At 72.0% G+C, this 25,210-nt stretch carries 22 protein-coding genes and 1 pseudogene; 9 read left to right on the top strand and 14 right to left on the bottom strand.

The window, feature by feature from the left end:
* Positions 1–6: 6 nt before the first annotated feature.
* Positions 7–1,251 carry an alpha-hydroxy acid oxidase gene (locus tag D3230_RS12940; protein ID WP_202345468.1) on the top strand — a complete coding sequence of 415 codons (1,245 nt, stop codon included), beginning with the start codon at positions 7–9 and terminating at the stop codon, positions 1,249–1,251.
* A 60-nt stretch (positions 1,252–1,311) separates the two neighbouring features.
* Here D3230_RS12940 and D3230_RS12935 read toward each other — a convergent pair whose 3' ends face one another.
* From D3230_RS12935 to D3230_RS12925, 3 genes are all read right to left on the bottom strand, one after another.
* Positions 1,312–2,310: a MerR family DNA-binding transcriptional regulator gene (locus D3230_RS12935; protein WP_202345467.1), complete on the bottom strand. Its 999-nt coding sequence runs from the start codon at positions 2,308–2,310 to the stop codon at positions 1,312–1,314.
* A gap of 4 nt (positions 2,311–2,314) precedes the next feature.
* Complete coding sequence (locus D3230_RS12930) at positions 2,315–2,989, bottom strand: HEAT repeat domain-containing protein (protein WP_202345466.1); 675 nt, start codon at positions 2,987–2,989, stop codon at positions 2,315–2,317.
* A gap of 190 nt (positions 2,990–3,179) precedes the next feature.
* Positions 3,180–3,791, bottom strand: coding sequence for a GNAT family N-acetyltransferase (locus tag D3230_RS12925; RefSeq protein ID WP_202345465.1), 612 nt, complete (start codon positions 3,789–3,791; stop codon positions 3,180–3,182).
* Positions 3,792–3,905: 114 nt separating this feature from the next.
* On the opposite strand from D3230_RS12925, the gene D3230_RS12920 reads away from it, so the two are divergent.
* The gene (locus D3230_RS12920; protein WP_202345464.1) at positions 3,906–4,733 is read left to right on the top strand and encodes a DUF1684 domain-containing protein; all 828 of its coding nucleotides are present in this window, start codon (positions 3,906–3,908) and stop codon (positions 4,731–4,733) included.
* Between the two features lie 76 nt (positions 4,734–4,809).
* On the opposite strand, the gene D3230_RS12915 is transcribed toward D3230_RS12920, so the two are convergent.
* The 8 genes from D3230_RS12915 to D3230_RS12880 form a co-directional block, all read right to left on the bottom strand.
* Positions 4,810–7,035 carry an FAD/NAD(P)-binding protein gene (locus tag D3230_RS12915; protein ID WP_202345463.1) on the bottom strand — a complete coding sequence of 742 codons (2,226 nt, stop codon included), beginning with the start codon at positions 7,033–7,035 and terminating at the stop codon, positions 4,810–4,812.
* On the bottom strand, positions 7,032–8,099 hold the full coding sequence (locus D3230_RS12910) for a transporter substrate-binding domain-containing protein (RefSeq protein ID WP_337249181.1): 1,068 nt from the start codon (positions 8,097–8,099) through the stop codon (positions 7,032–7,034). Before D3230_RS12910 ends, D3230_RS12915 begins: the two co-directional genes overlap by 4 nt.
* Positions 8,100–8,162: 63 nt before the next feature.
* Positions 8,163–9,173 (bottom strand): ABC transporter substrate-binding protein, encoded by a 1,011-nt coding sequence (locus D3230_RS12905; RefSeq protein ID WP_202345462.1) that lies wholly within the window; start codon positions 9,171–9,173, stop codon positions 8,163–8,165.
* A gap of 69 nt (positions 9,174–9,242) precedes the next feature.
* Positions 9,243–10,139, bottom strand: a complete 897-nt coding sequence (locus D3230_RS12900) for an amino acid ABC transporter ATP-binding protein (RefSeq protein WP_202345461.1) — start codon at positions 10,137–10,139, stop codon at positions 9,243–9,245.
* Positions 10,140–10,150: 11 nt separating this feature from the next.
* Positions 10,151–11,185: an amino acid ABC transporter permease gene (locus D3230_RS12895; protein ID WP_202345460.1), complete on the bottom strand. Its 1,035-nt coding sequence runs from the start codon at positions 11,183–11,185 to the stop codon at positions 10,151–10,153.
* Positions 11,182–11,742 (bottom strand): GNAT family N-acetyltransferase, encoded by a 561-nt coding sequence (locus D3230_RS12890; RefSeq protein ID WP_202345459.1) that lies wholly within the window; start codon positions 11,740–11,742, stop codon positions 11,182–11,184. Before D3230_RS12890 ends, D3230_RS12895 begins: the two co-directional genes overlap by 4 nt.
* A complete protein-coding gene (locus tag D3230_RS12885; protein WP_202345458.1) occupies positions 11,739–13,172 on the bottom strand; it encodes an NtaA/DmoA family FMN-dependent monooxygenase in 1,434 nt (477 codons plus the stop codon). Before D3230_RS12885 ends, D3230_RS12890 begins: the two co-directional genes overlap by 4 nt.
* Complete coding sequence (locus tag D3230_RS12880; protein ID WP_202345457.1) at positions 13,169–14,479, bottom strand: LLM class flavin-dependent oxidoreductase; 1,311 nt, start codon at positions 14,477–14,479, stop codon at positions 13,169–13,171. Before D3230_RS12880 ends, D3230_RS12885 begins: the two co-directional genes overlap by 4 nt.
* A gap of 253 nt (positions 14,480–14,732) precedes the next feature.
* On the opposite strand from D3230_RS12880, the gene D3230_RS12875 reads away from it, so the two are divergent.
* Together D3230_RS12875 and D3230_RS12870 are read left to right on the top strand one after the other, a co-directional pair.
* Positions 14,733–15,254, top strand: a complete 522-nt coding sequence (locus tag D3230_RS12875; RefSeq protein ID WP_202345456.1) for an NAD(P)H-dependent oxidoreductase — start codon at positions 14,733–14,735, stop codon at positions 15,252–15,254.
* Positions 15,251–15,820 (top strand): flavin reductase family protein, encoded by a 570-nt coding sequence (locus tag D3230_RS12870; protein WP_202345455.1) that lies wholly within the window; start codon positions 15,251–15,253, stop codon positions 15,818–15,820. The genes D3230_RS12875 and D3230_RS12870 overlap by 4 nt, the downstream gene beginning before the upstream one ends.
* 40 nt (positions 15,821–15,860) lie before the next feature.
* On the opposite strand, the gene D3230_RS12865 is transcribed toward D3230_RS12870, so the two are convergent.
* On the bottom strand, positions 15,861–16,898 hold the full coding sequence (locus D3230_RS12865) for an alpha/beta hydrolase (protein ID WP_337249180.1): 1,038 nt from the start codon (positions 16,896–16,898) through the stop codon (positions 15,861–15,863).
* Positions 16,899–16,920: 22 nt separating this feature from the next.
* Positions 16,921–17,538, bottom strand: a complete 618-nt coding sequence (locus D3230_RS12860; protein WP_202345454.1) for a TetR/AcrR family transcriptional regulator C-terminal domain-containing protein — start codon at positions 17,536–17,538, stop codon at positions 16,921–16,923.
* A gap of 129 nt (positions 17,539–17,667) precedes the next feature.
* Here D3230_RS12860 and D3230_RS12855 point away from each other — a divergent pair, with 129 nt between their 5' ends.
* The 5 genes from D3230_RS12855 (at position 17,668) to D3230_RS12835 (ending at position 24,563) form a co-directional block, all read left to right on the top strand.
* On the top strand, positions 17,668–18,963 hold the full coding sequence (locus tag D3230_RS12855; protein ID WP_202345453.1) for an MFS transporter: 1,296 nt from the start codon (positions 17,668–17,670) through the stop codon (positions 18,961–18,963).
* A 104-nt stretch (positions 18,964–19,067) separates the two neighbouring features.
* Positions 19,068–20,741: an amidohydrolase gene (locus D3230_RS12850; protein WP_202345452.1), complete on the top strand. Its 1,674-nt coding sequence runs from the start codon at positions 19,068–19,070 to the stop codon at positions 20,739–20,741.
* 96 nt (positions 20,742–20,837) lie between these two features.
* Positions 20,838–21,707, top strand: a complete 870-nt coding sequence (locus D3230_RS12845) for an alpha/beta fold hydrolase (protein ID WP_202345451.1) — start codon at positions 20,838–20,840, stop codon at positions 21,705–21,707.
* 70 nt (positions 21,708–21,777) lie between these two features.
* Positions 21,778–22,827 carry a lipoate-protein ligase LplAB gene (locus tag D3230_RS12840; RefSeq protein ID WP_202345644.1) on the top strand — a complete coding sequence of 350 codons (1,050 nt, stop codon included), beginning with the start codon at positions 21,778–21,780 and terminating at the stop codon, positions 22,825–22,827.
* Positions 22,828–22,880: 53 nt separating this feature from the next.
* A complete protein-coding gene (locus tag D3230_RS12835) occupies positions 22,881–24,563 on the top strand; it encodes a hypothetical protein (RefSeq protein ID WP_202345450.1) in 1,683 nt (560 codons plus the stop codon).
* A 398-nt stretch (positions 24,564–24,961) separates the two neighbouring features.
* On the opposite strand, the pseudogene D3230_RS16085 reads toward D3230_RS12835, so the two are convergent.
* Positions 24,962–25,210: pseudogene (locus tag D3230_RS16085) on the bottom strand (hypothetical protein); the annotation flags it as partial.

Here is a 25,210-nt window from a genome sequence, read left to right as displayed (position 1 = left end):
AGCCCCATGGTTACCCGCCAGTTGCCGAAGCCCACCGAACTGCTCGAGCTCATGCAGTTCAAGCGCCCCGACTTCAACGGGAAACGTCGTCGCTTGACGGGGGCCCTGACCATCAACGACCTGCGGACGATCGCGAAGCGGCGCACCCCGAAGGCCGCGTTCGATTACACCGACGGCGCGGCCGAGGGCGAGCTCTCGCTGGCGCGCGCCCGCCAGGCCTTCGCAGACATCGAGTTCCACCCGAGCATCTTGCGCCCGGCCCCCGAGGTAGACACGAGCGTCGAGATTCTCAGCGGGCCCAGCGCGCTGCCATTCGGCATCGCCCCGACGGGCTTCACCCGGCTGATGCAGACCGAGGGCGAGGTTGCGGGCGCGGGCGCAGCGGCGGCGGCGGGGATCCCGTTCACCCTGTCCACGCTCGGCACGACCTCGATCGAGGATGTGCGGGCCACGAACCCGGACGGTCGCAACTGGTTCCAGCTGTACGTGATGCGGGATCGCGAGATCTCCTACGGGCTGGTGCGCCGCGCCGCGGCGGCGGGCTACGACACCCTGCACTTCACGGTCGACACCCCGGTGTCCGGCGCGCGCCTGCGCGACAAGCGCAATGGTTTCTCGATTCCCCCGCAGCTCAGCCTCGGCACGGTCATCAACGCGCTGCCGCGGCCGTGGTGGTGGGTCGATTTCCTCACGACTCCGAAGCTCGAGTTCGCGTCGCTCGCCACCACCGGCGGGACCGTGGGTGAGCTGCTCGACGCCGCGATGGATCCGACGATCAGCTTCGACGATCTCGCGGTGATTCGCGAACTGTGGCCCGGCAAGATCGTGGTGAAGGGCGTGCAGACGCTTGAGGATTCGCTGCGGCTCCGCGACGCCGGCGTCGACGGGATCGTGCTCTCCAACCACGGCGGTCGCCAGCTCGACCGCGCGCCCGTCCCGTTCCACCTCTTGCCCAGCGTGCGCCGGACGGTGGGCGACGACTTCACCGTGATGATCGACACCGGCATCATGAACGGCGCCGACATCGTCGCGGCCATCGCGCTCGGGGCCGACTTCACGCTCATCGGGCGGGCCTACCTGTACGGCCTGATGGCGGGCGGTCGCGCGGGGGTGGATCGCACGATCGCGATCCTGCGCAGCGAGATCGAGCGCACCATGCGCCTGCTCGGGGTGTCGTCGCTCGCGGAACTCGACCCGGGGCACGTCACGCAGCTGCGGCGGCTCGGCCCGGTCAGCGTGCACGCCGACTAGCCGGCCGGGCGCGGTCAGCCGGCGTCCCCACCGAGCGCGCCCCGCGCACACCCGGGCACCTCAGCGGCGGTCGAGCAGCGCCTGCGCCGTGCGGGCCACGCGGGGTGCCGGATCCGACACCCGGGCGCGCAGGATCTCCGCGGCCGCGTCGCCGGGCAGGTCGGCGAGGAGCGCCACGAGCCGGTATCGGCCGGCGTCGTCGGCACGCGTCAGGGCCGCCGCTAGGTCCGCCGCGATCCGTTCGGCAGCGTGCGGCGCGGCGGCCGCACGCTCGGCGAGGACATCCCCCGCTTCGACGTCGTCGCGCCCCGCCGCCACGAGCGCGAGCAGATCCGGCACGGCCTCGAGGTTTCCCAGCATTCCGGCCGCGATGGCGGCTCGCGCCCGGACCACGGGGTCGGGGTGGCGGGTCGCGGCGGCGAGCGCGCGCAGGGCGGGGCCCGATCCGATCTTTCGGAGCGCCTCGACAGCGCGGTGCCTGCGGGCGCGCGCGGGATCCTCCAGAGCAGCGGCGAGCAGCGGCACCGCGGCGTCACCGCGCTGCGCGAGGGCCCAGTCGAGCGCTCCCGCGGCGTTGAGATCGGTCTCCGCGAGCGCGGCCGCCACGACCGGGGCCACGTCGGGGCCACCCGCGTCCGCGCCGTCCAGGCGGAGCGCCGCACGGAGTCGCTCGGAGGCTTCGGGCGATTCCAGGCCCCGGAGCAGCCCGATCGTCTGCAGCACCTCGGCCCAGTCGCGCGGCGCGCTGGCCTGCACCCGCTCCAGGGTGCGAAGCAGCGCCTCCTCCCGGGCGATCCGCGCGCGCGTCTGGGCCGTCAGCTGCGCCACCATGTCGCGCGGCTGGAATGCGGGATCGTCCAGCACCGCCGCGACCTCGGGGAGTCCCAGGCCCAGCGTGCGCAGGCCCTCCACATGGAACAGGCGCTGGATGTCCGCGTTCGTGTAGTCGCGGTACCCGCCCGATGTCCGCACGCTCGGCGACACCAGCCCGATCCGGTCGTAGTGGCGCAGCATGCGGGCGCTCACCCCCGACCGCGCGGCGACTTCCCCGATCAGCACCGCCTCACCCCTCCGCCCGCGGCGCATCGCGCAGCGCCACGACCCGGCGCGCCTCGTGCAGCGCGGCGTCAAAGCCCTCCTCGGGATCCTGCATGATGCGCTCGGTCGCTGCCGCGTGCACGCGCACCGCGGCGTCCTGGCTCTGCTGCGCGCGCTCCACGGCACCCTCGGCGGCCGCGCCGAGCACCGCGAAGGCCCGGCTGAGGCTGAGTTGCACGTCGCGATCCCCGCGCCCGAACTGGCGCGCAAGCTCCTCGGCGAGCGCAGCGGCGTCCGTCGCGGGCACGAGGCCCGCGGCGGCCCGCCATGCAGCCCGGGCGACGTCATCGTCGGCGTCGCGGAGGTGGTGGGGTCGGATCGCGGACCAGGTGCGCGGATCACCGATCTTCGAGAGCGTGTGCAGGGCCTGGCTGCGGGCCTGCGCGGTCGGCGCCTCCAGTTCGGGGAGGAGCTGCGTCAGCACCTCGGCATGGTCGTGCTGGATCAGCGCCCAGGTCAGCATGTCGCGCACGTAAAAATCGGGTTCCGATGCGCACCGGGCGAGCAGCGGTGCGATGAACGCCGGATCGGGCCGGCTGCCCGCGGTGAGGGCCGCCTGCAGCCGCGTCGACGGGTCCGCTGCGGCAAGCGCCGCGCGCAGCCCGGCGTCCCCGTGGGCTGACGAGTGTTCCTGGGTCATGGGTGACCACCTCCACGTCCAGTGAACACCTTGTCACCATGACAAGGTCAAGCCCGGAATGTGATCCACGGTGGGCGAGGCTCGAACGCCGGGCCACCGAGCGCGCACTGTGACACCGCCACGGCGACCGAGAACGTGCGTCAGTGCGTTCTCGACGGGGTTCGGGGCGCGGGGAGGCAAGGGGCAGGCGCTACATCTCCCTCGGGGAGGTGCCCTCGCGCCTCGCGAGGCGGTGCTGGAGCCCGAGCCGCACACCCGGCCACTCGGGCTGGGTGATCGAGAACACGACCGTGTCCCGCAGGTAGCCTTCCCCCTGGCGGTGGGCGCGCAGCACGCCGTCCTGCTTGGCCCCGAGGCGGGCGATCGCGGCGCGCGACTGGTGGTTGTGGAAGTCCGTGCGGAATTCCACCGCCGTGCAGCCCCACACGTCGAACGCGTGGCCGAGCATCAGGAGCTTCGATTCGGGGTTGGTGCCGCTGCCCTGCGCGCTGCGCGCGTTCCACGTGGAACCAATCTCGACGCGCGGGGTTTCGGCCTCGATGTTCATGAACGTGGTCATACCGATGATCTGCCCGGTGTCGGTGCGGCGCGTGGTGAACGGGATCATGGTGCCGCGCTCCTGGAGTGCGAGCCGACGCTCAATTTCCGCGGCCATGCCCTCGGGTCGCGGGACGAGGGTGTACCAGAGGTCCCACAGCTCCCCGTCGCGTACCGCGTCGACGAGGCCGTCGTGGTGCGCTGCGGCGAGCGGTTCGAGGGTGACGCGGCTGCCGCGCAGGGTGCCGGGGTGTGTGAGGCTCATGGCAGTATTCTGCCCGGGCCGTGGGTTCCGCGAAACTTCCGGTCACATTCACCCGGTTCTCGGCCCCGCATGATTGTGTGGAGGCGTCCTTTCCGACGACGCTGAGGGAGCGCCATGTCCACGAGCACCACCACCCCGTTCGCCGATGCCCACGCGGTGTGGCATGCGGAGGTTGAGCGGGCGCGCACTGCCCCGTTCGGCCCCCTTAGCGCGACCGCGCTGCACTGGCTTTCCCGTGACCCGGCGGCCCTGCCCGGCATCCCGGGCCGGTGGAGCGTCACGGCCGATGGCCTCGTCACGGTCGAGCTCGACGCCGCCGACGGGGTGACCCGCGACGGCTCACCCGTGGCCGGAACCGTGCAGCTGGGCCCGCTCACGGGCACCGCGGGAACCGCGCTCGCCTGGGGTGACGTGCAGCTGGAGGTGGCCGCGCGGAGCGGCGGCGTCATCGTGCGGCCGCGGGATCCCGCGTCGCCGGATCGCACGTCCTACACCGGGACCGCAACGTTCCCGCCGCGCCGCGAGTGGGTGATCACCGCACGCTTCGAGCCCGCGGACCGCACCGGCGTGGAGGTCGCCTCCGCCGCGGGCAACGACCGCACCCAGCACTACGATTCCCCGGGCCGCGCCGTGTTCCAGGTCGCCGGCACCGAGGTCGCGCTCACCCTCTTCGGTTCCGTGGAGGGCGGTGACCTGCGCGCGATCTTTGCCGACGAGACCGGCACCGATCTGACGTTCCCGGCGGCACGCTTCGTGGACGTCACGCCGCTCGACGCGTCGACCGTACGCATCGACTTCACGCGCACCACGAACCCGCCCTGCGCGTACTCCGCCAGCGCGACGTGCCCCTTCCCGCCCCCGGAAAACCGGCTTCCCGTGCGCATCGAGGCGGGCGAGCTGCGCCCCGGCGTGCCGCGCCCGAATGAGGATCGCACCGCGTAGGCCTCACACCGCGCGCGCCGGGCACGCGCCGCGCGCCAGGCACGCGCCGCACCCCAGGCTCACGCCGCGCCCCACACTAGTGCCGCGCCCCACTCGCCGCGAGGCCCACGTCGGTGCCACGAAGTTCGGGTGCCGCTTCGCGCGCAACCTCGAACCCGGCCGCGCTCGCGGTCTCATTCGTGGCCGCGCCCGCCACCGCACTCGCGGCGTCGAGAACGGCCCGGGCGCACCGGTCGTGGATCCGGAAGGGCAGCGAGTTAATGCCGGGCCGGGTGAACGCCCCGCCGGTGAGGCCGGCCACGAACGGGCCGAGCGCAAACTCGCGCGCCGAGCCCGGCACGCCCCCATCGCCGTCGACCTCGATCTGGCCGGTGGTCGCCACGGTGCCGGTCGCGGGATCGGGCACCGCGAGCTCCCGGAGCCGCCCGTCCCGCACGAGTTGGCGGAGCAGCGGATTGTCGCTCTGCGCGGCACGCGCCTCCGGGAGCCAGGCGTCGATCAGGATCCCCGCCTCGGCGCGCGTGGCGGCGGGCGGCCCGGTCTCTCCCGTGACCGCGGATCCGGTTGCCGTGAAGACGCCCCGCGTCTCGTCGTGCCCGAGCACCAGGTCGCCCCCGAGAAACCGCACCACGCCGGCCTCGGCGAGGGCGAGCAGCTCGCGCAGCCGGTGGCCGGGTGGGCCGCTCGCGAGGTAGCTGAAGGTGCTGAACCAGCGGCGCGGCAGCGCGTGCGTCCGGCTGCGCGCGTTCCAGCGCTCGGGCGCGATCTCCGCGAGCGCGAGGAAGGCGTACAGCCCCGTGAGGAACAGCGCCTGCGTGGCGCTGTGCTCGGGCGAGGTGCGCAGCCGCAGGTCCTCGGCGATGTGCGCGCACACCCGCGCGTGGACCGCAGTGCCAGATCCAGTGCCGGATCCTGCCCCGGCCGGGGGCGCGGCGGCGCGCGGCTCGGGGCCGAACGCGAGCGGTCGGTCGAAGGCGGCGAGATCGAAGCGATCGCCGGGATCCGGCACGTGCGCGCGGATCAGCTGCCCGAGCGGATCAGGCGCGCCGGGGCCGGCCGCACTCGGGCCGCGGGCGGCACCGCCCGAGATCCCACACGAGGCGGCGAGCGCGTCCTGCAACCGCGGCGCGAAGCGTTCCCAGTCCCCGACGACTCGACCGGGGTGGCCGGTGAAGAGCTCCCGGTAGTACCCGGTGATCAGCTCGGCGGAGAGCAGCGGCCACACGTCCCGGTCGAAGTCGAGGGGATCGGTGCGCGCGGCGACGGCCGCGTGGAACTCGGGCCCCAGATAGGCGAGCCGCACCGGCTCCCCCACCACCTGGCTCGTGATCTTGGAGCGATACGGGACGCCGCGGCGGGAGCCGAAGTGCAGGATCGGCTCCTCGCCACTCGGCGTGTACCGGAGGGCCCCCTCCGGCGTCTCGCGGAAGCGGCCGCCCCGCCCCTCGGCGAGCCGAACGCTGAGGTCGATCGCCGCGAGCCCCATGCCGCGGACGATGACGTCCGCCCCGGCGGGCACCGCGGACAGGTCGACGTCGGCGGTAAACGCCGGCGCGATGTAGTGCAGCCCGTGCCGCCGCGCGAACGCCGCCTGCTGGCGGGCGTCGTCCGACGGTGCCGTTCCGTTGTGGCCCAGCGCGTAGATCACGAGATCCGCGTGCAGCGCCTCGCCGGAATCGAGTCGCACGCGGAACCCGCCGGTGCCGCCAGCCGGATCAGCCACCGGGTCGCCCACCAAACCGCCGGCCGAGTCAGCGGCCGGGTCGCCCGCCTGACCGCCCCCGGTACCCTCGACCGCGACGGCGGTCCCCGGCCGCCAGCTCACGCGCAGCGTGTCCGCGGCCCGGCGCTGGATCTCGGCGAACGCCCACGTCAGGTACGCGTGGTTGAGGCGGCGCGTGGGGAAGTCGGCCTCACCGATCTCGGCGATCTCGCGGCGGAGCTGGGCGTCGGCCCACGCCGGCGCGGGGAAGCGCCCCGCGCGGACGCCGCGCACCCACTCGGCGAGCGAGGGGCCCGGGGCGACCGGGCCCGCGATCCGGCAGGAGGGGTCCGTGAAGAAGGCGACGTCGCGCAGCATGGAGTTCAGTTTGAGGAGCGGCGACTGATCGCGCCGCCAGATCCGGCCGCCGCCGGGTGCGTGCGGGTCCACGAGGGTGAGGTGCAGCGGCAGGGCGGGGCTGTGCGCGGCGTGGTTCGCGATGATCCGCTCCAGCAGCATCGCGGCCCCCGGCCCGGCGCCCACGCACACGATCTCGACCGGCGCGGCGCCCCCGGCCGGAAGGAGGCTCTCGTGCGTCATGGCTTCGGCAGGCCGGGTGGGTTGATGAGCGACTCGGAGACGGCCTCTTCGTCCTGCCCCCACCGTGCAAGCGCCTCGTCGTACGTCCCCGAGTCGATGAGCGACTGGATCACGAGGGCCACGGGTTCGATGAGGCCGTTCCCCTTCGCCGTCACCGCGCCCACCTGCCCGGAGACCGGATAGGCGCTGTTGAAGCTCCCCACGACGCGGGTCTCGCCGAGCGTCGTTTCCCGGAACTTCGCGAGGGCGTGCGGGTCGATGCTCACGTCGGCGCGGCCGGACGCCAGCGCGAGGGATCCGGCTGCCGAGTCCTCGTAGTACACGGGTTCGCCCGGCGCGAGGCCCGCCGCCTCGTTCTGCGCGAACCAGTCGAGCAGGAACTTTTCCTGATTCGTGCCACTGCCGACGATCACACGCAGCCCCGACACGTCGTTCGGCTCGGCGATCTCGGTGATCTCCGAACCGGCCGCGACGGAGAAGCCCATGACCGCATCACGGTAGGTCGCGAAGTCGAAGAGCTCTTTGCGCTCCTCGGTGACGCCCACGTTGGTGAGGGCGAGATCGTATTTCCCGGACTCGATGCCCAGCGGCCAGTCCGCCCAGGCGACGTTCTCGGGCGCGTAGTCGAGGCCCAGCCCCTCGGCGATGAGCGAGGCGAAATCGGCGTCGCTCCCGATGATGGTCTGGGCGTCGTCCTCCGCGAAGAACGAGGTCGGCGGGGATCCCGCGCCGCCCAGGGCGACCGTCAGCTTGCCCGCTTGTGCGGGCGTGAAGCCGCTCGCTTCCAGTGCGGCGACGGCTTCGGGAACCGGATCGATGTGCGGGCGAGTGTCGAGGTTGCCGGTCGTCAGATCGAATGGTGCCTCGGCGCGGCCGGCGGCCGGTGCCGCCTGAGCGTCCAGGGTGCCGGGGGCGCCCGCGCTGCAGCCGACGAGCCCGGCAACGGCGAGCGCGAGCCCGGCGGTGGCGGCGAGGCGCAGCGCGGCACGGGACCGGCCCGGCGCGGGTGGGACCGGCGCGGGCGGGACAGACACATGCGGAGCCGACACGGGCGGTACAGACACGGGCGGAGTGTTCGTGGGCATCGGTGATGGCCTCTTCTCGGGTGTTCTCAGGATGCTGGTGGGTTACGGGCGCGGGAGCCCGGGCGGGTTGACGCGCGATGCGTCGACACGTTCGTCGCTGAGGTCCCAGCGGTCGAGCGCGTCGTCGTAGCGGCCGTCGGCGATGAGGGTGTTCAGCACGATCGCCACGGGATCGATGAGCCCGTTGCCCTTCGCCGTGGTCACGCCGATCTCGGCGTTCGCGGGGAAACCTCCGTTGACGGTGCCGACGACCTTCGACTCCCCGGTCACGGCGGCCGCGTAGGCCGCGGTCGGGTTCGGGCCGAAGATCGCGTCGATGCGGCCGGACGCGAGCGCGAGCTGCGCCGCCGCGTTGTCCTCGAAGTAGACGGGCTCGCCGGCGGGGAGTCCGTTCTGCTCGTTCTCCGCGAACCAGTCAAGCAGGATCTTTTCCTGGTTCGTGCCGCTGCCGACGCTCACTTTCAGCCCGGCGACGTCCGGCGCCGCGCCGATCGCATCGATGTCGCTGTCGCTGCGCACCGAGAAGGCGACGATATCGGTGCGGTGCGTGGCAAAGTCGAACAGATCCTTGCGCTCCTCGGTGACCGTGACGTTCGAGATCACGGCGTCGTATTTCCCGGATTCCACGCCGAGCGGCCAATCGGCCCAGGCCACGTTCTCGGGCGCATACTCGAGACCCAGCCCGTCGGCCACGAGCTGGGCGATATCGGGTTCGATCCCGAGGAGGGTCCGGTTGTCGTCCTCGGCGAGGAAGCCGAGCGGCGGCTCGTAGGCGGAGTGGGCGACCGTCAACTTGCCGGCCTGGATCGGCGTGAATCCGCTCGCTTCGAGCGCCGCGACGGCCTCGGGGATCGGGTCGATCCGGACCCGCTCATCCGTGTTGGCGCTCGTGAGGTCGAACGGGGATTCCTGCGCGACCGGGGCGGCACCCGGGTCGATGGCCCCGGCGGTGTCGCCGTCGACCACCGCGCTGCACGCGGTGAAGCCGAGCAGCGCGATCGCGGCGAGGGCGGGGAGGGCGACGCGAGCGCGTCGTCGGGAAGTGGTGTACATGGCTTCGCTTTCGTTAGGGAGGGACTTCGGGACGGACAGACGTGGGCGCGGCACCGGAGCAGCGCCGGATCAGATCACCCAGTCGAGGAACTCCTGGGTGCGCGCCTCTTCCGGGGCGCGCAGCACCTGGGCGGGCGGGCCCTGCTCGACGACGCGGCCCGCGTCGAGGAACACCACATGGTCGGCGATCTCGGCGGCGAAGCCGATTTCGTGGGTCACGATGATGAGGGTGGTGCCGCTGTGCGCGAGGTCGCGGATCACGCTGAGGACCTCCGCGACGAGCTCCGGATCGAGCGCGCTCGTGGGTTCGTCGAAGAGCAGCACATCGGGTGCCAGCGCCAGCGCCCGCGCAATTGCGACGCGCTGCTGCTGGCCGCCGGAGAGCTGGCGCGGGTAGTGGTCGGCGCGGTCGGCAAGGCCGACGCGCTCCAGCAGGGTGCGGGCCTGCGCGATCGCGGCGGCCCGACTCGCGCGCTTGAGCCCGATGGGGGCCTCGATAATGTTCTCGAGGGCCGTGAGGTGCGGGAACAGATTGAAGTTCTGAAACACCATGCCGACGCGGGTGCGGCGCTGCAGCACCTGTTTCTCCGGCAGCTCGTGGAGCACCCCGCCGCGGCGTTCGTAGCCGATGTGATCGCCGTCGATCGTGATCGATCCGGCGTCGATGGTCTCGAGGTGGTTGATCGCGCGCAGCAGCGTGGATTTCCCCGAGCCCGAGGGGCCGAGCAGGGTGATCACCTGCCCGGGTTCGACGCGGAGCGAGATGCCGTGCAGCACCTCCTGGGCGCCGTAGGACTTGTGCACGTCGGTGATCTCGACGAGCCCGGTGCGGGGGCCGGGGTCGGTGGCCGCCGGGGTCGCCTGGGGTGCCGGATCGGCGGCTCGGGCGACCGCCACATCGACCGCCGGATCCTGATCCGCGGTGGCGCGGTCGCGCGTGGCTGCTGCGGTGGCGTTCTGTGCCATCATGACTCCTGTCAGTGGGCGCTCGTGTGGAGCGCGGCAACGGTGTGGGTGGAGATGCCGCCGGTGGTCGCGGGTGGCGGGGCGTCGGCGGGGCCGCGCAGCCGGGCGGCGGCGGTGCCCAGGCGGCGGCGGAGTTTCTGCAGCGGCGTCGGGGGCAGCTCGCGGGCGGTGCCGCGCGAGAAGCGGCGCTCGATGTAGTACTGCGCGATACTCAGCACGGTGGTGAAGATCGTGTACCAGACCGCGGCGACGAGCAGCAGCGGGACAACCTGCTGATTGCGGTTGTAGATCACCTGCACCGTGTAGAACAGCTCGGGCAGCGCGACGATGAACACTACCGAGGTGCCCTTGAGCAGGCCGATCACCTCGTTGAAGGCGTTCGGGAGGATCGCGCGGGCGGCCTGCGGCAGCACGATGCGGAAGAAGCGGCGGCTGCGCGGGATCCCGAGCGCCTTCGCCGCCTCGATCTGCCCCTGGTCCACCGACAGCAGCCCGCCGCGGATGATCTCGGCCGAATACGCCGCCTGGTGCAGCGAGAGCCCGAGGATCGCGGCGACGGTGGAGGAGAGCAGGCGCACCGTGTCGAATTCGACCACCCAGAAGTCGTAGCTGAAGGGCCAGCCGATGCCGAGGGTCGGGAAGAGGTAGCCGAGATTGAACCAGATGACCAGCTGCACCACGAGCGGCACGGAGCGGAAGAACCAGATGAAGCCCCACGCAAAGGAGTTCAGGAGTGCGGAGCCCGAGAGCCGGGCGAGCGCGAGCACGCCGCCCAGCACGAAGCCGATCACGGCGGACACCGCGGTGAGCCACAGCGTCAGCCACAGCCCGCGCAGCACGGCGTCATTGAAGAAGTACTCGGCGAACACGGGCCAGCGCCACTGCGGGTTCGAGAAGAACGTCCACACGAGCTGGGCCAGCAGGAACACGGCCACGGCGCTGAACGCCCAGCGCCACCAGTGGCGCAGCGGCACCACCGGCTCCGTGATCTTCGGTGCAGAGCGGTTCACCACCGCGGCCGGCGGGGTGTCGAGTGTCGCGGTCATGGGCGGCGCTCCTTCGTGAGTGCGGGATCGTGGGCGTGGGGGCTCGAGAAGCCCGGGACGAGATCCTTCGTGAACGGGTGCACTCCGATCTCCGCCGCGGGGCGCGCGGGATCAAAGTGCGGGGTGAAGCCGGTGCCCAGGTAGAGCGCCACGGCCTCGGGCTGGCGCGGGCCGGTCGTGAGGAAGACGCGCTCGTAGCCGAGCCGGCTCGCCTCGCGTTCCAGTTCGAGGAGGACCCGCTTCGCGAGGCCGCGGCCGCGGCGGTCTGCGCGGGTCCAGATGCGCTTGAACTCCGCGGTCCGCTCGTCGAAGCGCATGAAGGCACCCCCGGAGATCGCTTCCCCCTCCGCGAGGAGGAGCAGGAAACCGCCGTGCGGGGCGACAAACGACGCCTCCGGGTAGCGATTCAGCTCCACCGAGGCGGGTTCGCCGAACACCTCGACGCCGTAGCGGGCGTCGTACTCGCGCTCGAGGTCGGCAAGCAGCGGCGCGGCGAGCGGATCGCTCGGGCGCACCAGCCGGGCCACGACGGTGTCGGCGAACGGTGCCGCGCTCATGCCCCCACCCCCGCGGGCACGCGCTCCCCCGCCGGTCGCCACGCCACGTGCGGCGGCCGGGGCAATCCCAGGGTGCGCCGCAGCGTGGAGTTCGCGCCGGTCTCGGGGTCGGTCTCGTAGCGGGTGCGGAACACCCCGCGTTCTTGGAGCAGCGGGACCACCCGGTCCACGAACTCGTCGAGTCCGCCCGGGGTGAGGTGCGGCACGAGCACAAAGCCGTCCGCGGCGCGCTCCTGCACGGCGTGGTCGATCGCGGCCGCGATCGTGTTCGGTGAGCCGACGAAGGTATGGCGGGCTGTTTCCGCGGCGACGAGCTCGCGCAGAGTGAGCCCCTCGGCCGCCGCCCGAGACCGCAACTGCTCGGCGCGCGCCACGCGATCCGCCACCTGCGTGGAGACCTGCCCTTGCCGCTGCTGGCCGTCGCTCGGGTCCGTGCGCGGGAGGGCACCGTCGGGGTCGAGCCCCGGCAGTTCGTGCCCCCAGATCGCCTCCACCCAGGCGATCGCGGTTTGCGGGGTTGTCTGCGCGAGCGAGATCGCGCGCGCCCGCTCCGCCGCGTCCGCATCGGTGTCCCCGAGCGCAAACGTCGCCCCGGGCAGGATCAGCAGCGAGTCCTCCGTGCGCCCCACCCCGGGGAGGCGGCCCTTGACGTCACGGTAGAAGGCCTGCCCCTCGGCGAAACTCGTGTGTCGCGAGAAGATGATCTCGGCGTTCGCCGCCGCGAAGTCCCGACCGGCCGGGGAATCCCCCGCCTGCACGATCACGGGGAAGCCCTGCGGGCTGCGCGGCACCGTGCTTGTCGCGGTTACCGAGAACTGGGGCCCCTCGTGTGTGACCCGGCGGACCCGCTCGGGGTCGATGTACCGGCCGCCGGCGCGATCCGCAACGATCGCGGCGGCATCCCACGAGTTCCAGAGCGCTTTGGCGACGGCGACAAACTCCTCGGCCCGGGTGTACCGCTCGGCGTGGGGGAGGTACGCGCCGCGCCGGAAGTTGGCACCGTGGAACGCGTCGGAGGTCGTCACCACGTTCCAGCCCACGCGCCCGTTCGACAGGTGGTCGATGGTGGCGAGCTGGCGGGCGAGCTCGTAGGGCTCGTTGAAGGTGCTCGTGAGGGTGCCCACGACCCCGATATTGCGGGTCACGGAGGCCATCGCGGTGATCACCGCGAGCGTGGCCGGGCGCCCGGCCACGTCGAGATCGTGGATCTCACCGCCGTGCTCGCGCACTCGCAAGCCCTCCGCGAGGAACACGTAGTCGAAGAGGCCGCGCTCCGCGGTCTGCGCGAAGTGCCGGAACGAGGCGAAGTCGATCTGGCTCCCGGCGGCGGGGTCGCTCCAGACGGTGGCGCTGTTGACGCCCGGGAAGTGGGCCACGAGGCGCACCTGGCGCGGGGCGGTCGCGGCGGGACGGGCGGACTCGGTGCTCATGCGGCGGTCTCCTCGGTGCGGGCGGTGCGGGCGGTGCGGTGGGCGCGGGGCGGAACGGGGGCCAGCCCGAAGCGTTCGCGCAGGGACCGCGGCGGGGCCCCGGCGGCGTCGAGCTGCTCGGAGACAAGGCCGCGCGCGCGGAGCGCCGGGAGCAGATCCGCGACGATGCGGCCGAGCTCGCCCGGCAGTGTCAGCGGGAGAAGCCGGATCCCCTCAACGCCCGCCGCGCGCCACGCGGCGATCAGCTCGGTGACTTCGGCGGCCGAGCCGGCGACGACGCGAGCGTCGCTCTCGAACGGCTCGCCGGCGAGGGCGTTCAGGCGGGCGAGCCGGGCCGCCCCCGTCTCACCCGGGGCCGCAGTGTCCAGCGCGACGACGAGGTCAGCGACAATCCGGAGCGGGGCGAGCCCGAGTCCCGGGCGGTCAACGGCGCGCTCGGCGGCGCGCACCTGGGCGACGAGCTCGGCCGCCGAGGCCCCGCGCGATGCGCCGGCACGCACGGACTCGCTGTCGGGCGTAATGAACACGACGTCGGCGGACGTGGCCGCGAATCGGTGCACGCGGGGCGAGTGCGAGAGCACGGTGATGGGGAGCTCCCCCTGCGGCGAGCGCGGCACGATCGAGGGCCCCACCACCGAGAAGTGCTCGCCGGCGAAGCCGATGTGGCGGACGCGATCCCGGTCGAGGAAGCGACCCGTGGCGGCGTCGCGGATCTCGGCGTCCGCGGCCCAGCTGGTCCACAGCCCCCGGGCCACCGCGGCGGCCTCGGCGGCCTCGCCGAGGAGCGCGTCGAGGCCGGGATCGGTATCCCCCGCGATGACGCGTGCGGCCTCGACGTTCGGGGCCGGGCGGCGTCCGAATGCGGCCGCGGCCTCCGGTTCGGGCGAGATCCGCAACTGCCACCCACCGCGCCCCTCGGAGACGTGATCGAGGGTCTGGAGCGCGGTGGCGACGTGGAAGGGCTCGGTGTGGGTGACGGTGACGGTGGGGATCAGCCCGATCGTGCGCGTCTGGGGTGCGGTCCAGCTCGCGGTCAGGAGCGCGTCGAGGCGCCCCGCGACGCGGTCTGGGCGGGGCGACGCGGGTGCCGCGTCGAGCGCTCCGGTGCCCGGCACGCTCAGGGAGTCTTCGATCGTGACGTAATCGAGGCCACCGGCCTCGGCGGTCCGCACGAGCTCGGTCCAGTAGGGCGCGGTGAACAGTGCGTCGGGGCGGGCGTCGGGTTCGCGCCACGCGGCCGGGTGCCAGCCGGCCGCGTCAAGGGCGATCCCCACCGTGAATTCCGTGGGTTGAGTTATGGGAGACATACGGCGAGCTTATGAGTATGCCGCCGGGGGCTGTCCAGCAATATGACGAAGAATGACCGTTACGTCATATGTCGACGACCCCTCGCGGCCCCGGCCGAGCGACCTACACTGGCTCCAGTTCCGCGAGATGAGATCCCGCGGCGACTCCGCGACACCCCACCGTGGATCATGACCCGCCTGCCGTGGCGCTCCGCGCCACCCACAGATGCACGCCGCACCGCAGCTCTGCGCCCGGCGCCAGAAAGGGATCCCCGTGTCCGCCATCTCCGTCATCGTCGGAAACCCCAAACCCCACTCACGCACCCGCCACATCGCCGAGGAGCTCGCCGAGCGGATCGCCGCCCACACCGGCGCCACCCGGCACCCCACCGTGGACCTCATCGACCACGCGAGCTCGCTGTTCGCCTGGCCGGCACCCACGCTCGATCCGCTGCTGGATCAGCTCCGCACCTCCCGCTATGCGGTGATCGCGACACCGACCTACAAGGCCAGCTACACCGGCCTCCTGAAGTCCTTTCTCGACCGCTACCCGGCGCGGGCGCTCGACGGTGTGACCGCGATCCCGCTCTTCACCACCGCGTCCGACGAACACGCGCTCGCCGTGGAGTTCACCCTCCGGCCGCTGCTCGTCGAGCTCGGCGCGAGCGTCCCCACCCGCGGCCTCGCGTTCCCCACCCCGAAGTTCGACCGCCGCGACGAGCTCCTCGACGAGTGGCTCGCGAGCCAGGGCCCCGCCATCTCCGGCTTCTCCGCCCGGGCGGAGGCCGCCGCATGAGCCCCCGTACGCCCGCGGCGACGACCGCTCCGGCGGCCGCAGCTCCGGCGGCCCCCGCGACCACCACCGCCGCCGTCCCCCGCGCGTTCGACGACCGCAGCTACCGCGACGTCATGGGAAGCTTCGCCTCCGGCGTGACCGTCATCACCACGCAGGGCGCCGACGGCCCCGTCGGCTTCACCTGCCAGTCGTTTTACAGCGTGTCGATCGACCCGCCGCTCGTCTCGTTCTCCATCGCGCGTACCTCCCGCAGCCTCAGCGCGGTCCGCGCACACGGGCGCGTCGTCGTCAACTTCCTGAGCGCGCAGCAGCAGCACCTCAGTGGGCAGTTCGCCCGATCCGGCACCGACAAATGGCAGGGGGTCGCGTGGACCCCGTCCGTGAGCAACGGCGTTCCCACCCTCGACGGGGTGACCGGCTGGGTCGCAGGCGACATCGAGCGCGAGATCGAGGCGGGAGACCACCTGATCTTCCTCGTGCGCGTGAGCGGCATCTCAACCGACCCGGATCGGGCCCCGCTCCTGTTTTACCGCGGCGCGTACCGGGAGCTCGAGTACATGATCTAGGCGTTGTCTGGGCGCTGGGTGCGCGATCGCCGGGACGCGGTCAGGCGAGCACTCGGCGGAGCTCGCTCACGAAGCGGTCGATCGTCGCCTCGGCGTCAGCGAGCGCCTGCGGCGACTCCTCCGGTCGGTTCAGGTAGCCGTGCACCGTGCCGGGCTGGATCGCCTCGCTGACGGGCACGCCCGCGAGCCGGAGCTGCTCCGCGAACTGCTCTCCCGAGGCGCGCAGATCGTCGGCGTCCGCGTGCACCATCACCGTGGGCGGGAGGGCGCTCAGCCGCTCCGGAGGCAGCTCGCCGGCGACGAGCGGGAGCTCCTCGCCCGCGCCGACCACGGCGTCCACGGCGTCCACGTCGTCGCCCAGGTAGGAGGCGTACATCTCCGCGATCCGCGCTGCATCGAAGCGGCGCTGTTCCGGAAGCTGCGCCGTCGCCGCCGCGATCGCCGCGTCCGGGCGCTGCGCCCGGTGGAACGTGGGGTATTCGAGCACCAGCGCCTGCGCGGCGCCTCCCAGTGCCGCGAGCGTGGCCAGGTGCGCCCCCGCGCTCGCCCCGCCGACCACCAGCGGCACACCGGGCTCCGCGCGATCCGCCGCCCAGGCGAGGACGGCGGCCACGTCGTTCGCGGGCGCGGGGGCTTTCACCGTCTCGCTCGCGAGCACGTAGTCGACGGAGTACACGCGCACCCCGGCCGCCGCGAACTCGCGCGCGACCCAATCGGCCTCCGGCCAGTCGAGCGTGCCGCGCACAAACGACCCGCCGTGCGCCCACACGAGGGTGGCCCACGGCTGCCCGCCCGCCTCGAGCGCGGGTTCGTAGCTCCGCAGCCGCACCCGCTCGGATCCCACGCGGTTCGGAACCCCGGGGGTGCGATCCGCCGCCGGTCCGGCGATGTCCAGCGTCATGATCTGCACAGCTGCGCTCCTCTTCTGCGGGGACTCCGTGGCGGCCGCCTCGCTGACGGCCGGCACGCAGCCGAGCACCGTCGCGGTGAGACCCAGGGCAAGCCAGACGCCCAGCGCGCGGCGCGGCCGCGAACTGCTCCCCCGAGTGCCTCGTCCCCGAGGGCGGTGTCCGGTCACGCCCCCAGTGTAGGCGAGGTGGCTACGCCCCGGGCAACCGCGACCGCACGCCCGCGATCACGAAGTCCAGGCCGCGCTCGAACACGCGGCGATTCCGCTCCGCACCGACCGGATGTCGCCGGATCAGCGCCCCGAGTTCGGGCCCCGTGTGATCCGCGTCGAGGATCGCCTCGGGCGAGAGTGCGTCGAGCGCCGCGCCAAACGTGAACGCGTCGATCACCTCGATCGTCGTCAACAGCTCCTCCTCCGGGAGGCCAGCGTCGCCGAGGGCGGCCGCGATGGCGCTGTAGAAGCGGAGCACGTCGGGCTCGTCGATCACGACGGTGAGCATGAGCTGCAGCACGGCCGGGTGGTCGGCGTACATGCGCCAGGTCAGCTCAACCTCGCTGCGGATCCGCTGCTCCCAGCCGCTCCCGTCCGGGAGGTCCGGTGCCGCCGCGACGTAGCGCTCGACCAGCACCGCGCGCATGGCCCGGATCACGCCGTCGCGCCCGTCGACGTGGTGGTAGAGCGAGGACACGCTCACCCCGAGCCGCTTGGCGAGCGGCACCAGCTGGAGTTCATGGCCCGCGGCGACGTGATCGATCGCCGCCCGGCCGATGATCTCTCGGCTGAGCAGAACGGTGCGCGGTCTCGCCACGGGACTCCTTCGGTGGGTGTGCTTGACAGATCCTCTCACAGGAGGCACGATGAATCTCAGTTAATCGAAACCGTTTCGGTTAATCGCGGCCTCGGGCCGCACCCGCCAGAGCCGTCGGAGAAGAGCCCTGTGAACACCACCGCCTCGCGCCCCGCCACCCCGGGCGCCGCCCCGCTTCTCGAAGGCGATCCGCGCCACCCCCTCACCCTTCGCAACGGCAGCGCGACGTTTATCATCGCCCTCGCCAGCCTGATGATGGCGAACCTCGCACCGTTCATCATGACCGCGCTCGGTCACCTCGGCTTCGACGTCATCGCGAGCGGCAACATCCTGACGTGGGCGCTCCTCGCCTCCGCCGTCGTCGGCCTGGGCACCTCCCGCCTGGCAGCCGGCCCGGCCCGGCGCCGCCTCGCCGCGATCGGGCTCGTCCTCGCCGTCGTCGCGTTCGGGACGGCCGCCCTCATCCCGAACCCCACGCTCGCGACCGTCGGGCTCATCCTCGGCGGCGCTGGCGTCGGGGCCGCGATCTCCACCTCCGGTGCCGCGCTCGCCGCGCTCCGCAACCCCAACCGCGTGTCCGCCACGAGCGGTCTCGTCAACCGCATCCTGATCACGGTGATCCTCGCGGTGATCCCCGTCATCGGGATCACGCAGGGCAGCGTGTTCGGCACACTCGCGCTGATCTCGCTCGCGGGTCTCGCCCTCGCGCTCTGGCTACCCGACGCCCCCGAGCACGCCGCCCCGGTCGACGTGACCACGAGCCTGCAGATCGCGGAGCCGCGGCGCATCACCCTCGCCGGCATCGCCGTGCTCATCGTGTTCCCGCTCTGGGGAACAAGCGAGGACGCCATCTGGACCATGGCGCCCGTGCTCGGCGAGACCGTGGGCATCGGCGAGCAGAGTCTCGGATTCGCGCTCAGCATTGCGGCCGCCGGCGGGATCCTCGGGATGCTCGCCGTCACGATCTTCGGCGCGCGGATCGGCCGCGCCGTCCCCCTCGCGATCGCCCTCGGCCTGGGCGGGGCACTGAAGATCTGGCTGGGCTTCGCGGACAGCCCCGCGCTGCTCGCCGGGCTCATCATCGCGATCAACACGATCTACGCCTTCGCGTTTGCCCTCTTCATCGCGACCGCCGCCGGACTCGACGCGCGCGGCCGCTGGTCCGGCCCGCTCCTCGGCGCATACCTCGTGGGGTCCAGCTTCGCGCCGCTGATCGGCGGCGCGCTCATCGCCCAGTTGGGCGTGACCGGCTTCGCGCTCATCATGGGCGTCATCAGCTTCGTGGTGATCGTCCCCACCGTGCTCATCGCGCGCGTCTCCGTCGGCGCCGAACGCGCGCTGGCGCGGGCAGCGACCGCGCCCGCGCCCGCCGCGTCCGTGGGTGCCGCGTCCGTGGACGCCGCACCTCCCACCCCAGCCCCCTAGCATCGAATGACGGGGCCTGCGTGGCAGGGCACCGGCCGGCCGGCCCGATCCGCCACACCAGCCTCCATTCAGTCACCCCAGCGCAGCCCAGGAAAGCGAGCCTCATGTCCGTCACCACCATCTACCGCGACGCCACCGTCTTCACCGGGGACGCCGCGGTGTCTCCGCGCGAGAGCTTCGCCGTTCGCGACGGGCGCGTGCTCGCCGCCGGTGAGCTGGCGGCGGTGCGCCGTGCGGCGGGCGCCGATGGTGCCGACCGCACCGATGGCGCCTCCGAGGTCACCGAGGTGTCGCTCGGCGGCGCCGTGGTGACGCCCGGCATCGTCGAGGGGCACGCCCACATGCTGATGCTCGGCGAGTCGCTCGCAAAGGTTCAGCTGCGCGACGCCGCCTCCCTCACGGAGGTTCAGGAGCGGCTCGCCGCCGCCCGTCAGGCCGCCCCGGACGCTCCGCGGATTCTCGGCACCAGTTGGATGTTCGATATTTTTCCCAACGGCGAGCGCCCGACCGCGGCGGTCATCGACGCGGTCATTTCCGACGTTCCCGTGATCCTCGACGCCAACGACCTGCACTCGGTGTGGGTGAACACGGCCGCGCTCGAGGCGATGGGCATCACCCGCGACACCCCGAACCCCGTGGGCGGCGAGATCGTGCGCGACGCCGAGGGCAACGCGACCGGGTTCTTGCTCGAGACCGCGGCCATGCACTTCGCGTGGGGGTACTTGGACTCCGTTCGCAGCGAGGCCGACCAGGATCGCTACCTCTCCGCCGCCTTCGACGCCTACCTGGAGACCGGGGTCACGGCCGCCACCGAGATGTCATTCGGCGAGGCCGAGCTCGCGACGTACCGCCGCCGGCTTGCGCGGGACGGGCGACTCCCCTTCCCCATCACCGCGCACTGGCTGCTCACCGCGTCCGGGGACGTGGCCGCCGACGTGGCGCAGATCGCGCGCATCGCCCAGGCGCGGGACGAGCTCGCCGCGGAGTTCGGCACCCAGTGGCTGCAGATTGTTGGCGTCAAGTTCATCCTCGACGGCGTGATCGACGCGTGCACCGCCACCATGCGCGCGCCGTACGCCAACGGGGCGCTGCCCGGGCCGATCTGGGAGCGGGAGTTCGCGCTGCCCGTCGCCGTCGCCGCCGACGCGGCGGGCCTGCAGCTCGCCCTCCACGCCATCGGCGACGAGGCGAGCACCATCGCCCTCGACATGGTGCAGGAGTGCGTCCGCGTGAACGGGGCCCGCGCCGACCGCCGCCCCCGGGTCGAGCACCTCGAGTCGGTGGCGGACGACACCATCGCCCGAATGGCCGCCCTGGGGGTCACCGCGTCGATGCAGCCGGTGCACTGCGATCCCGCGGTGCTTGACAACTGGCAGGCTGTACTCGGTGACGAGCGCGCCCACACCGGCTTCCCGTGGCACAAGTTCCGTGCGGCCGGGGTGCTCCTCGCCCTCGGCACGGACGCGCCCACGGCCCCGCACTTCGCGCCGGACAACCTGTTCATCGCGCTCACCGCGGCGTCGGCACTCGACCGCAGCCGCGCCCCGTACCAGCCCGAACGCGTGTTCACGCCCGCGCAGGCGCTCGAAGCGCTCACGCTCGGGGCGGCCACAGCCACGCGACGCGAGCACGAGTTCGGCCGGATCGCCACCGGAGCGCGCGCCAACGTCGCCGTGTGGGCGGTGGATCCCCTCGCCGGCGCCCCCGAAGCGCTGCTCGGATCCGGCGCGGCGCTCACCCTCGTCGATGGCGACGTCGCACACCGCCGCGAGGCGTAACGACCCCGCCTGGCGGGCGCCTCGCCGCCCGCCAGCACTGCCCGCGTGGCGCTCCCCTCGGTGGCGCTGCTCAGCCGGACCCGACACAATAGGGCAATGAGCAGCGCACCGACGGCCCCCCGCGAGTTCAGCTACGTTGACGCCCACCGCGTCGAGATCTCGGCCACCGAGTGGCCCGTGGCCGAGCCGATCGCCGTCGTGCAGATCGCGCACGGGATCGGCGACCACTCGGCCCGCTACGCCGAGTTTGCGCAGCACCTCACCGGCGCGGGCTTCGCCGTGTTCGCCGACGACCACCGCGGCCACGGCGAGACCGGTCGCCGCCAGCACGGCGGGGAGCTGGCGCGCCTCGGCAAGCTCGGGCCGGGCGGCCTCCAAGCCACCGAGGACGCCATCGCGCAGCTCACCGGGATCGCGCGCGAGCGCTACCCCGACGTGCCCGTCGTGATGTTCGCCCACTCCTGGGGATCCCTCATGGCGCAGCGCATCCTCAACGCGCGGCCGCTCCTGTGGGACGCGCTCGTCCTCTCCGGCTCCGCGTTCCGCACGCCGCGCTTCATGGAGAGCGGCGACCTCAATGCCCGGTGGGCGGGCCCCGACGCGAACGGATTCGAGTGGCTGAGCCGGGATCCCGAGCGGGTCGACCGGTTCATCGCGGACCCGCTCTGCTTCGAGGCGGACATCCTCAAACTCTTCGGGGTGGCCGACGGCCTGCGCCTCTTCGGCAAGCCCGGTCCCGGCATCCCCGCCCAGTTCCCGATCCTGATCGTGGCGGGCGCGGAAGACCCCCTCAGCCGGGGCGACGGCCTGCAGCGACTCGCCGCCGCGTATCGCGCTCGCGGCCTGCGCGATGTCTCGGTCAAGATCTACCCCGGCGCGCGGCACGAGATCCTCAACGAGACGAATCGCGACGAGGTCATCGCAGACGTGACCACCTGGATGCTCGAACGCGTCTCCACGGAGTAACCGCGCGCCCCGTGACGCGCACGCGCCTCTCCCCGAATTCGCCTCGGAGGCGTACGCTGAGACTATGACCATGCACGGCGAATACAAGGTACCCGGCGGCAAGCTCGTCGTAGTCGACTTCGACGTGCTCGACGGCCGGATCAGCGATTTCCGACTCTCGGGCGATTTCTTCCTCGAACCGGACGACGCGCTCGGCTGCATCAACGAGGCGGTCGAGGGCCTGAGCCCCAACGGCACGATTGAGGAGTTCGGGGAGGCGATCCAGCAGGCCCTCCCGAGCGAGGTGCATCTCCTCGGCTTCACGCCCGACTCGGTCGGAATCGCGATCCGCCGCGCCATCACCGGGGCGGCCCACTGGCGCGACTACGACTGGCAGATCCTGCACGAGCCGCCCGTCACCCCCATGATGAACGCGGCGCTGGACGAGGTCCTCACCACCGCGGTCGGCGAAGGCCTCCGCGGTCCCACGCTGCGGATCTGGGAGTGGAACGAGCCCGCCGTGGTGATCGGCAGCTTCCAGTCCGTCCGCAACGAGGTCGACGAGGAGCAGGCAGCTGCGCACGGCGCACAGATCGTGCGCCGGATCTCGGGTGGCGGTGCCATGTATATGGAACCCGCGGCGAGCATCACCTACGCGCTCTACGTGCCGGGCGAGCTGGTCCGCGGCATGAGTTTTGCGGACTCCTACGCGTACCTCGACGAGTGGGTGCTCGAGGCGCTCCAGGCGCTCGGCATCAACGCCCAGTACAAGCCACTCAACGACATCACGAGCCCGCACGGCAAGATCGGCGGGGCGGCGCAGAAGCGCCTCGGATCCGGCGCGGTCCTCCATCACGTCACGATGGCCTACGACATGGACGCCGGTGCCATGACCGAGGTGCTCCGGATCGGGCGCGAGAAGCTCTCCGACAAGGGCACCACGAGCGCGCAGAAGCGCGTCGATCCGCTGCGCAGCCAGACCGGGCTGACGCGGGAGGCGATCATCGAGAAGATGATTGAGGTGTTCAAGCGCCGGCACGGCGGCACCGACGGCGAGGTCACGGAGGGTGAGTGGGATGCCGCCGAACTGCTCGTCGCGCAGAAGTTCAACACGGAAGCGTGGCTACGCCGGGTACCGTAAGCTCCCTGTGGATAACTCATCCCCCACTCGGCCGAGGCCAGTACCTTGACCGTATGACCGATTTCGGACCGCCCCCTCCGCTGCTGCGTGACCTCGCGAGCGCGCGGTCCGCGCCGTCACCCGTCCCGTTGCTCGCACTCGCGAGCGCGCTTGCGGCATCCGCCACCCCACAACCGCTCGGCCACCTGGTGGGCGTACGCGCGCCCCGAACGACGCTCCTCGAGCTGATCCACATGTTCGGTGAGCATCGCGCGCCTGAACTTGATGCCGTGCTCAGCGTGTGGTCGGTGATGCTGGGCGATGACGTGCTGCGGCGACGAAGCGCGCTCGGCCTCCCCGCCGCCACCGAACCGGCGTGGCTCGGTCAACTCGCCGAGCTGCGGCCCGTCAGGGTGGCGGCTGCCGGCGACGTGTACGGGGCGGAAGAAACGCTGCTCGTCGAGCTGTTGCTCGGCGACCACGTCTTCACGATCGCCGCTCCCATCGCCCTCCACGGGCTTCCGACCCTGGAATCGGCGTATCCGCTCGAGGCGCCGCTGGATGCCCTTTTCGCGGACATCGCCGCGGCGCCCGCTCCTCCGACCACGCTCACCGAGCTGACGCTCGCCGATGGCGGTGCCCGGCTCCGCGAGGCACTCGCGCTCCACGATTCCACTATCCCCGACCCGGAAGACGATGACCCGGACTGGCCGTCCCACCGCCCCCTTCTTGAATGGGTGATGCGGCTGCTCCCGGAGGGCGGGGCCGGCTACGGGCGGCGAGAGTGGGCACCCGAGGAGATCGGCGCGCTCCTCGCGGAGTTCGTCTCCACGGCATCGGAGCGCGCGGACGGCCAGCTTCTCCGGGACCACACACGAATCCTGATGGAGTTCAACGTGGACTACGGCTGCGGGGACCCGCTCCGCTGGGGTCCCCAGTTCGTCGAGCGCGTCCTCATGGACCTCATCCCGCGGAAGGTCCTGGCGGACGCGACGTACTTGCGACAGTTCCCCGAAGCCCTCATGGCGTTGATTCCGTGGGCGAATCGGCGAGCGGGCCTCCCGGAGGAGGCCACGGCGCGGACCCTCCAGGCGCTCGCGTACTTCGTTCCCGGCTACCTCGCCCTGATTGCGGAGACGACCGCAGCGAGTGCGTTCCCCGGCGAACTATTCACCCCCGTCGACGAGGTGGGTGGGCAATACACGGAATTCTCTCCGGCCCAGTACCGGGACTACCTCATCGCCGAGGTCGGAACGCCGGAAGAACTCGAATCGCTCGACGACCGTCCGCTCCCGAGCGAACCACTCAAACTGGCGGGCATGCGGAACGACGCGCGCGACCAGGTGCGCGCGGTAGCCAGGCTCCTCACGGAGGTCGGCGGGGAATTCTTCGGGGACCCAGAGCTCGTCGCGGTCGCGTCTCGGCTCCTCGAGCGCCTCGCACTCGTCGACCCGGGCAGCTTCCGGGGGCGCATCAAAGACGCGAACCTCGCTGTCGCACTGTGCTGGCTCGCCGCGAAGAACAACCAGTGGTTTGAGCGAGACGACCCCGCGCGCACCGCGAAGTCCCTGATGTCGGCCTTCGCGACCCGCACCTCACCGTTAGGCCGTGCCGAGACCATGCTCCGCGCCATGGGGAAAGCATTCATCCCGGGCACAACCGCGGTGATGCTCGGCGATCCAGCCCTTCTGGTGTCCTGGCGGCGGCGTCAACTGATTGAGTCTCGTGACGACATCGACCGCCACACGGAGGAATAGGCTGCCCGGGGCCTCTCGCACCGGTGCTCTCGCGCGGAATCCCCGGCCGAAAGCCCCCAACCTGTAGCCTTCGATCTGCAGCCTTCGATCGTGGGTTCCCCGGTGTGGGCTGGTATGCGCTCCCAAGCTTCCGGCGGCGCACAACCGGGTCATGCGTTCGTCGCCTGATGGGGGCCAGCCGAGGCCGCGGAGTCCATGATTTCCTGGGCGTGCTGTACTCCCTGAGCACCGGTGCGCACTGGCGCAGGAGCGCACTGGCACCGGCGCGCGCCGGCATCGGGGCGCACTCGCATCGGGGCGCACTGGCATCGGGGCGATAGCAGTCCAGGACGGTGCCACAGCGTGGCCGGCTTGGGGGCGGGTTGACGCCGGAACGTGCGTGCCAGCCCGGCTGCGTGTTAGAACGGGTGGTCGTCTGAATCGTCGGCGGTTCCCGAGTTCCCGTGACCGTCGGGTGGCGGCGTACCCGGTGATGTTCCCCCGGCTCGATTTCGTGTGTCGTCGTTGGGTGGTTCGATGACGGGTACGAACCTGACCCGGCTCGGTGGCCGGTCCTGGTATGTGCGTCCGGTCGGGTCTTTCCAGGACAGCTCCCCGGCGTCGTGTTGGGTGAGGGTCCACCCGGTGTGGTGTTTCATGACGTGATG

This window comes from Leucobacter chromiireducens subsp. solipictus (assembly GCF_016758195.1).
GTDB classification, from domain to species: domain Bacteria; phylum Actinomycetota; class Actinomycetes; order Actinomycetales; family Microbacteriaceae; genus Leucobacter; species Leucobacter solipictus.
The sequence above is the reverse complement of the archived record's forward strand: the minus strand, read 5'-3'. Positions and strand labels throughout refer to the sequence as shown.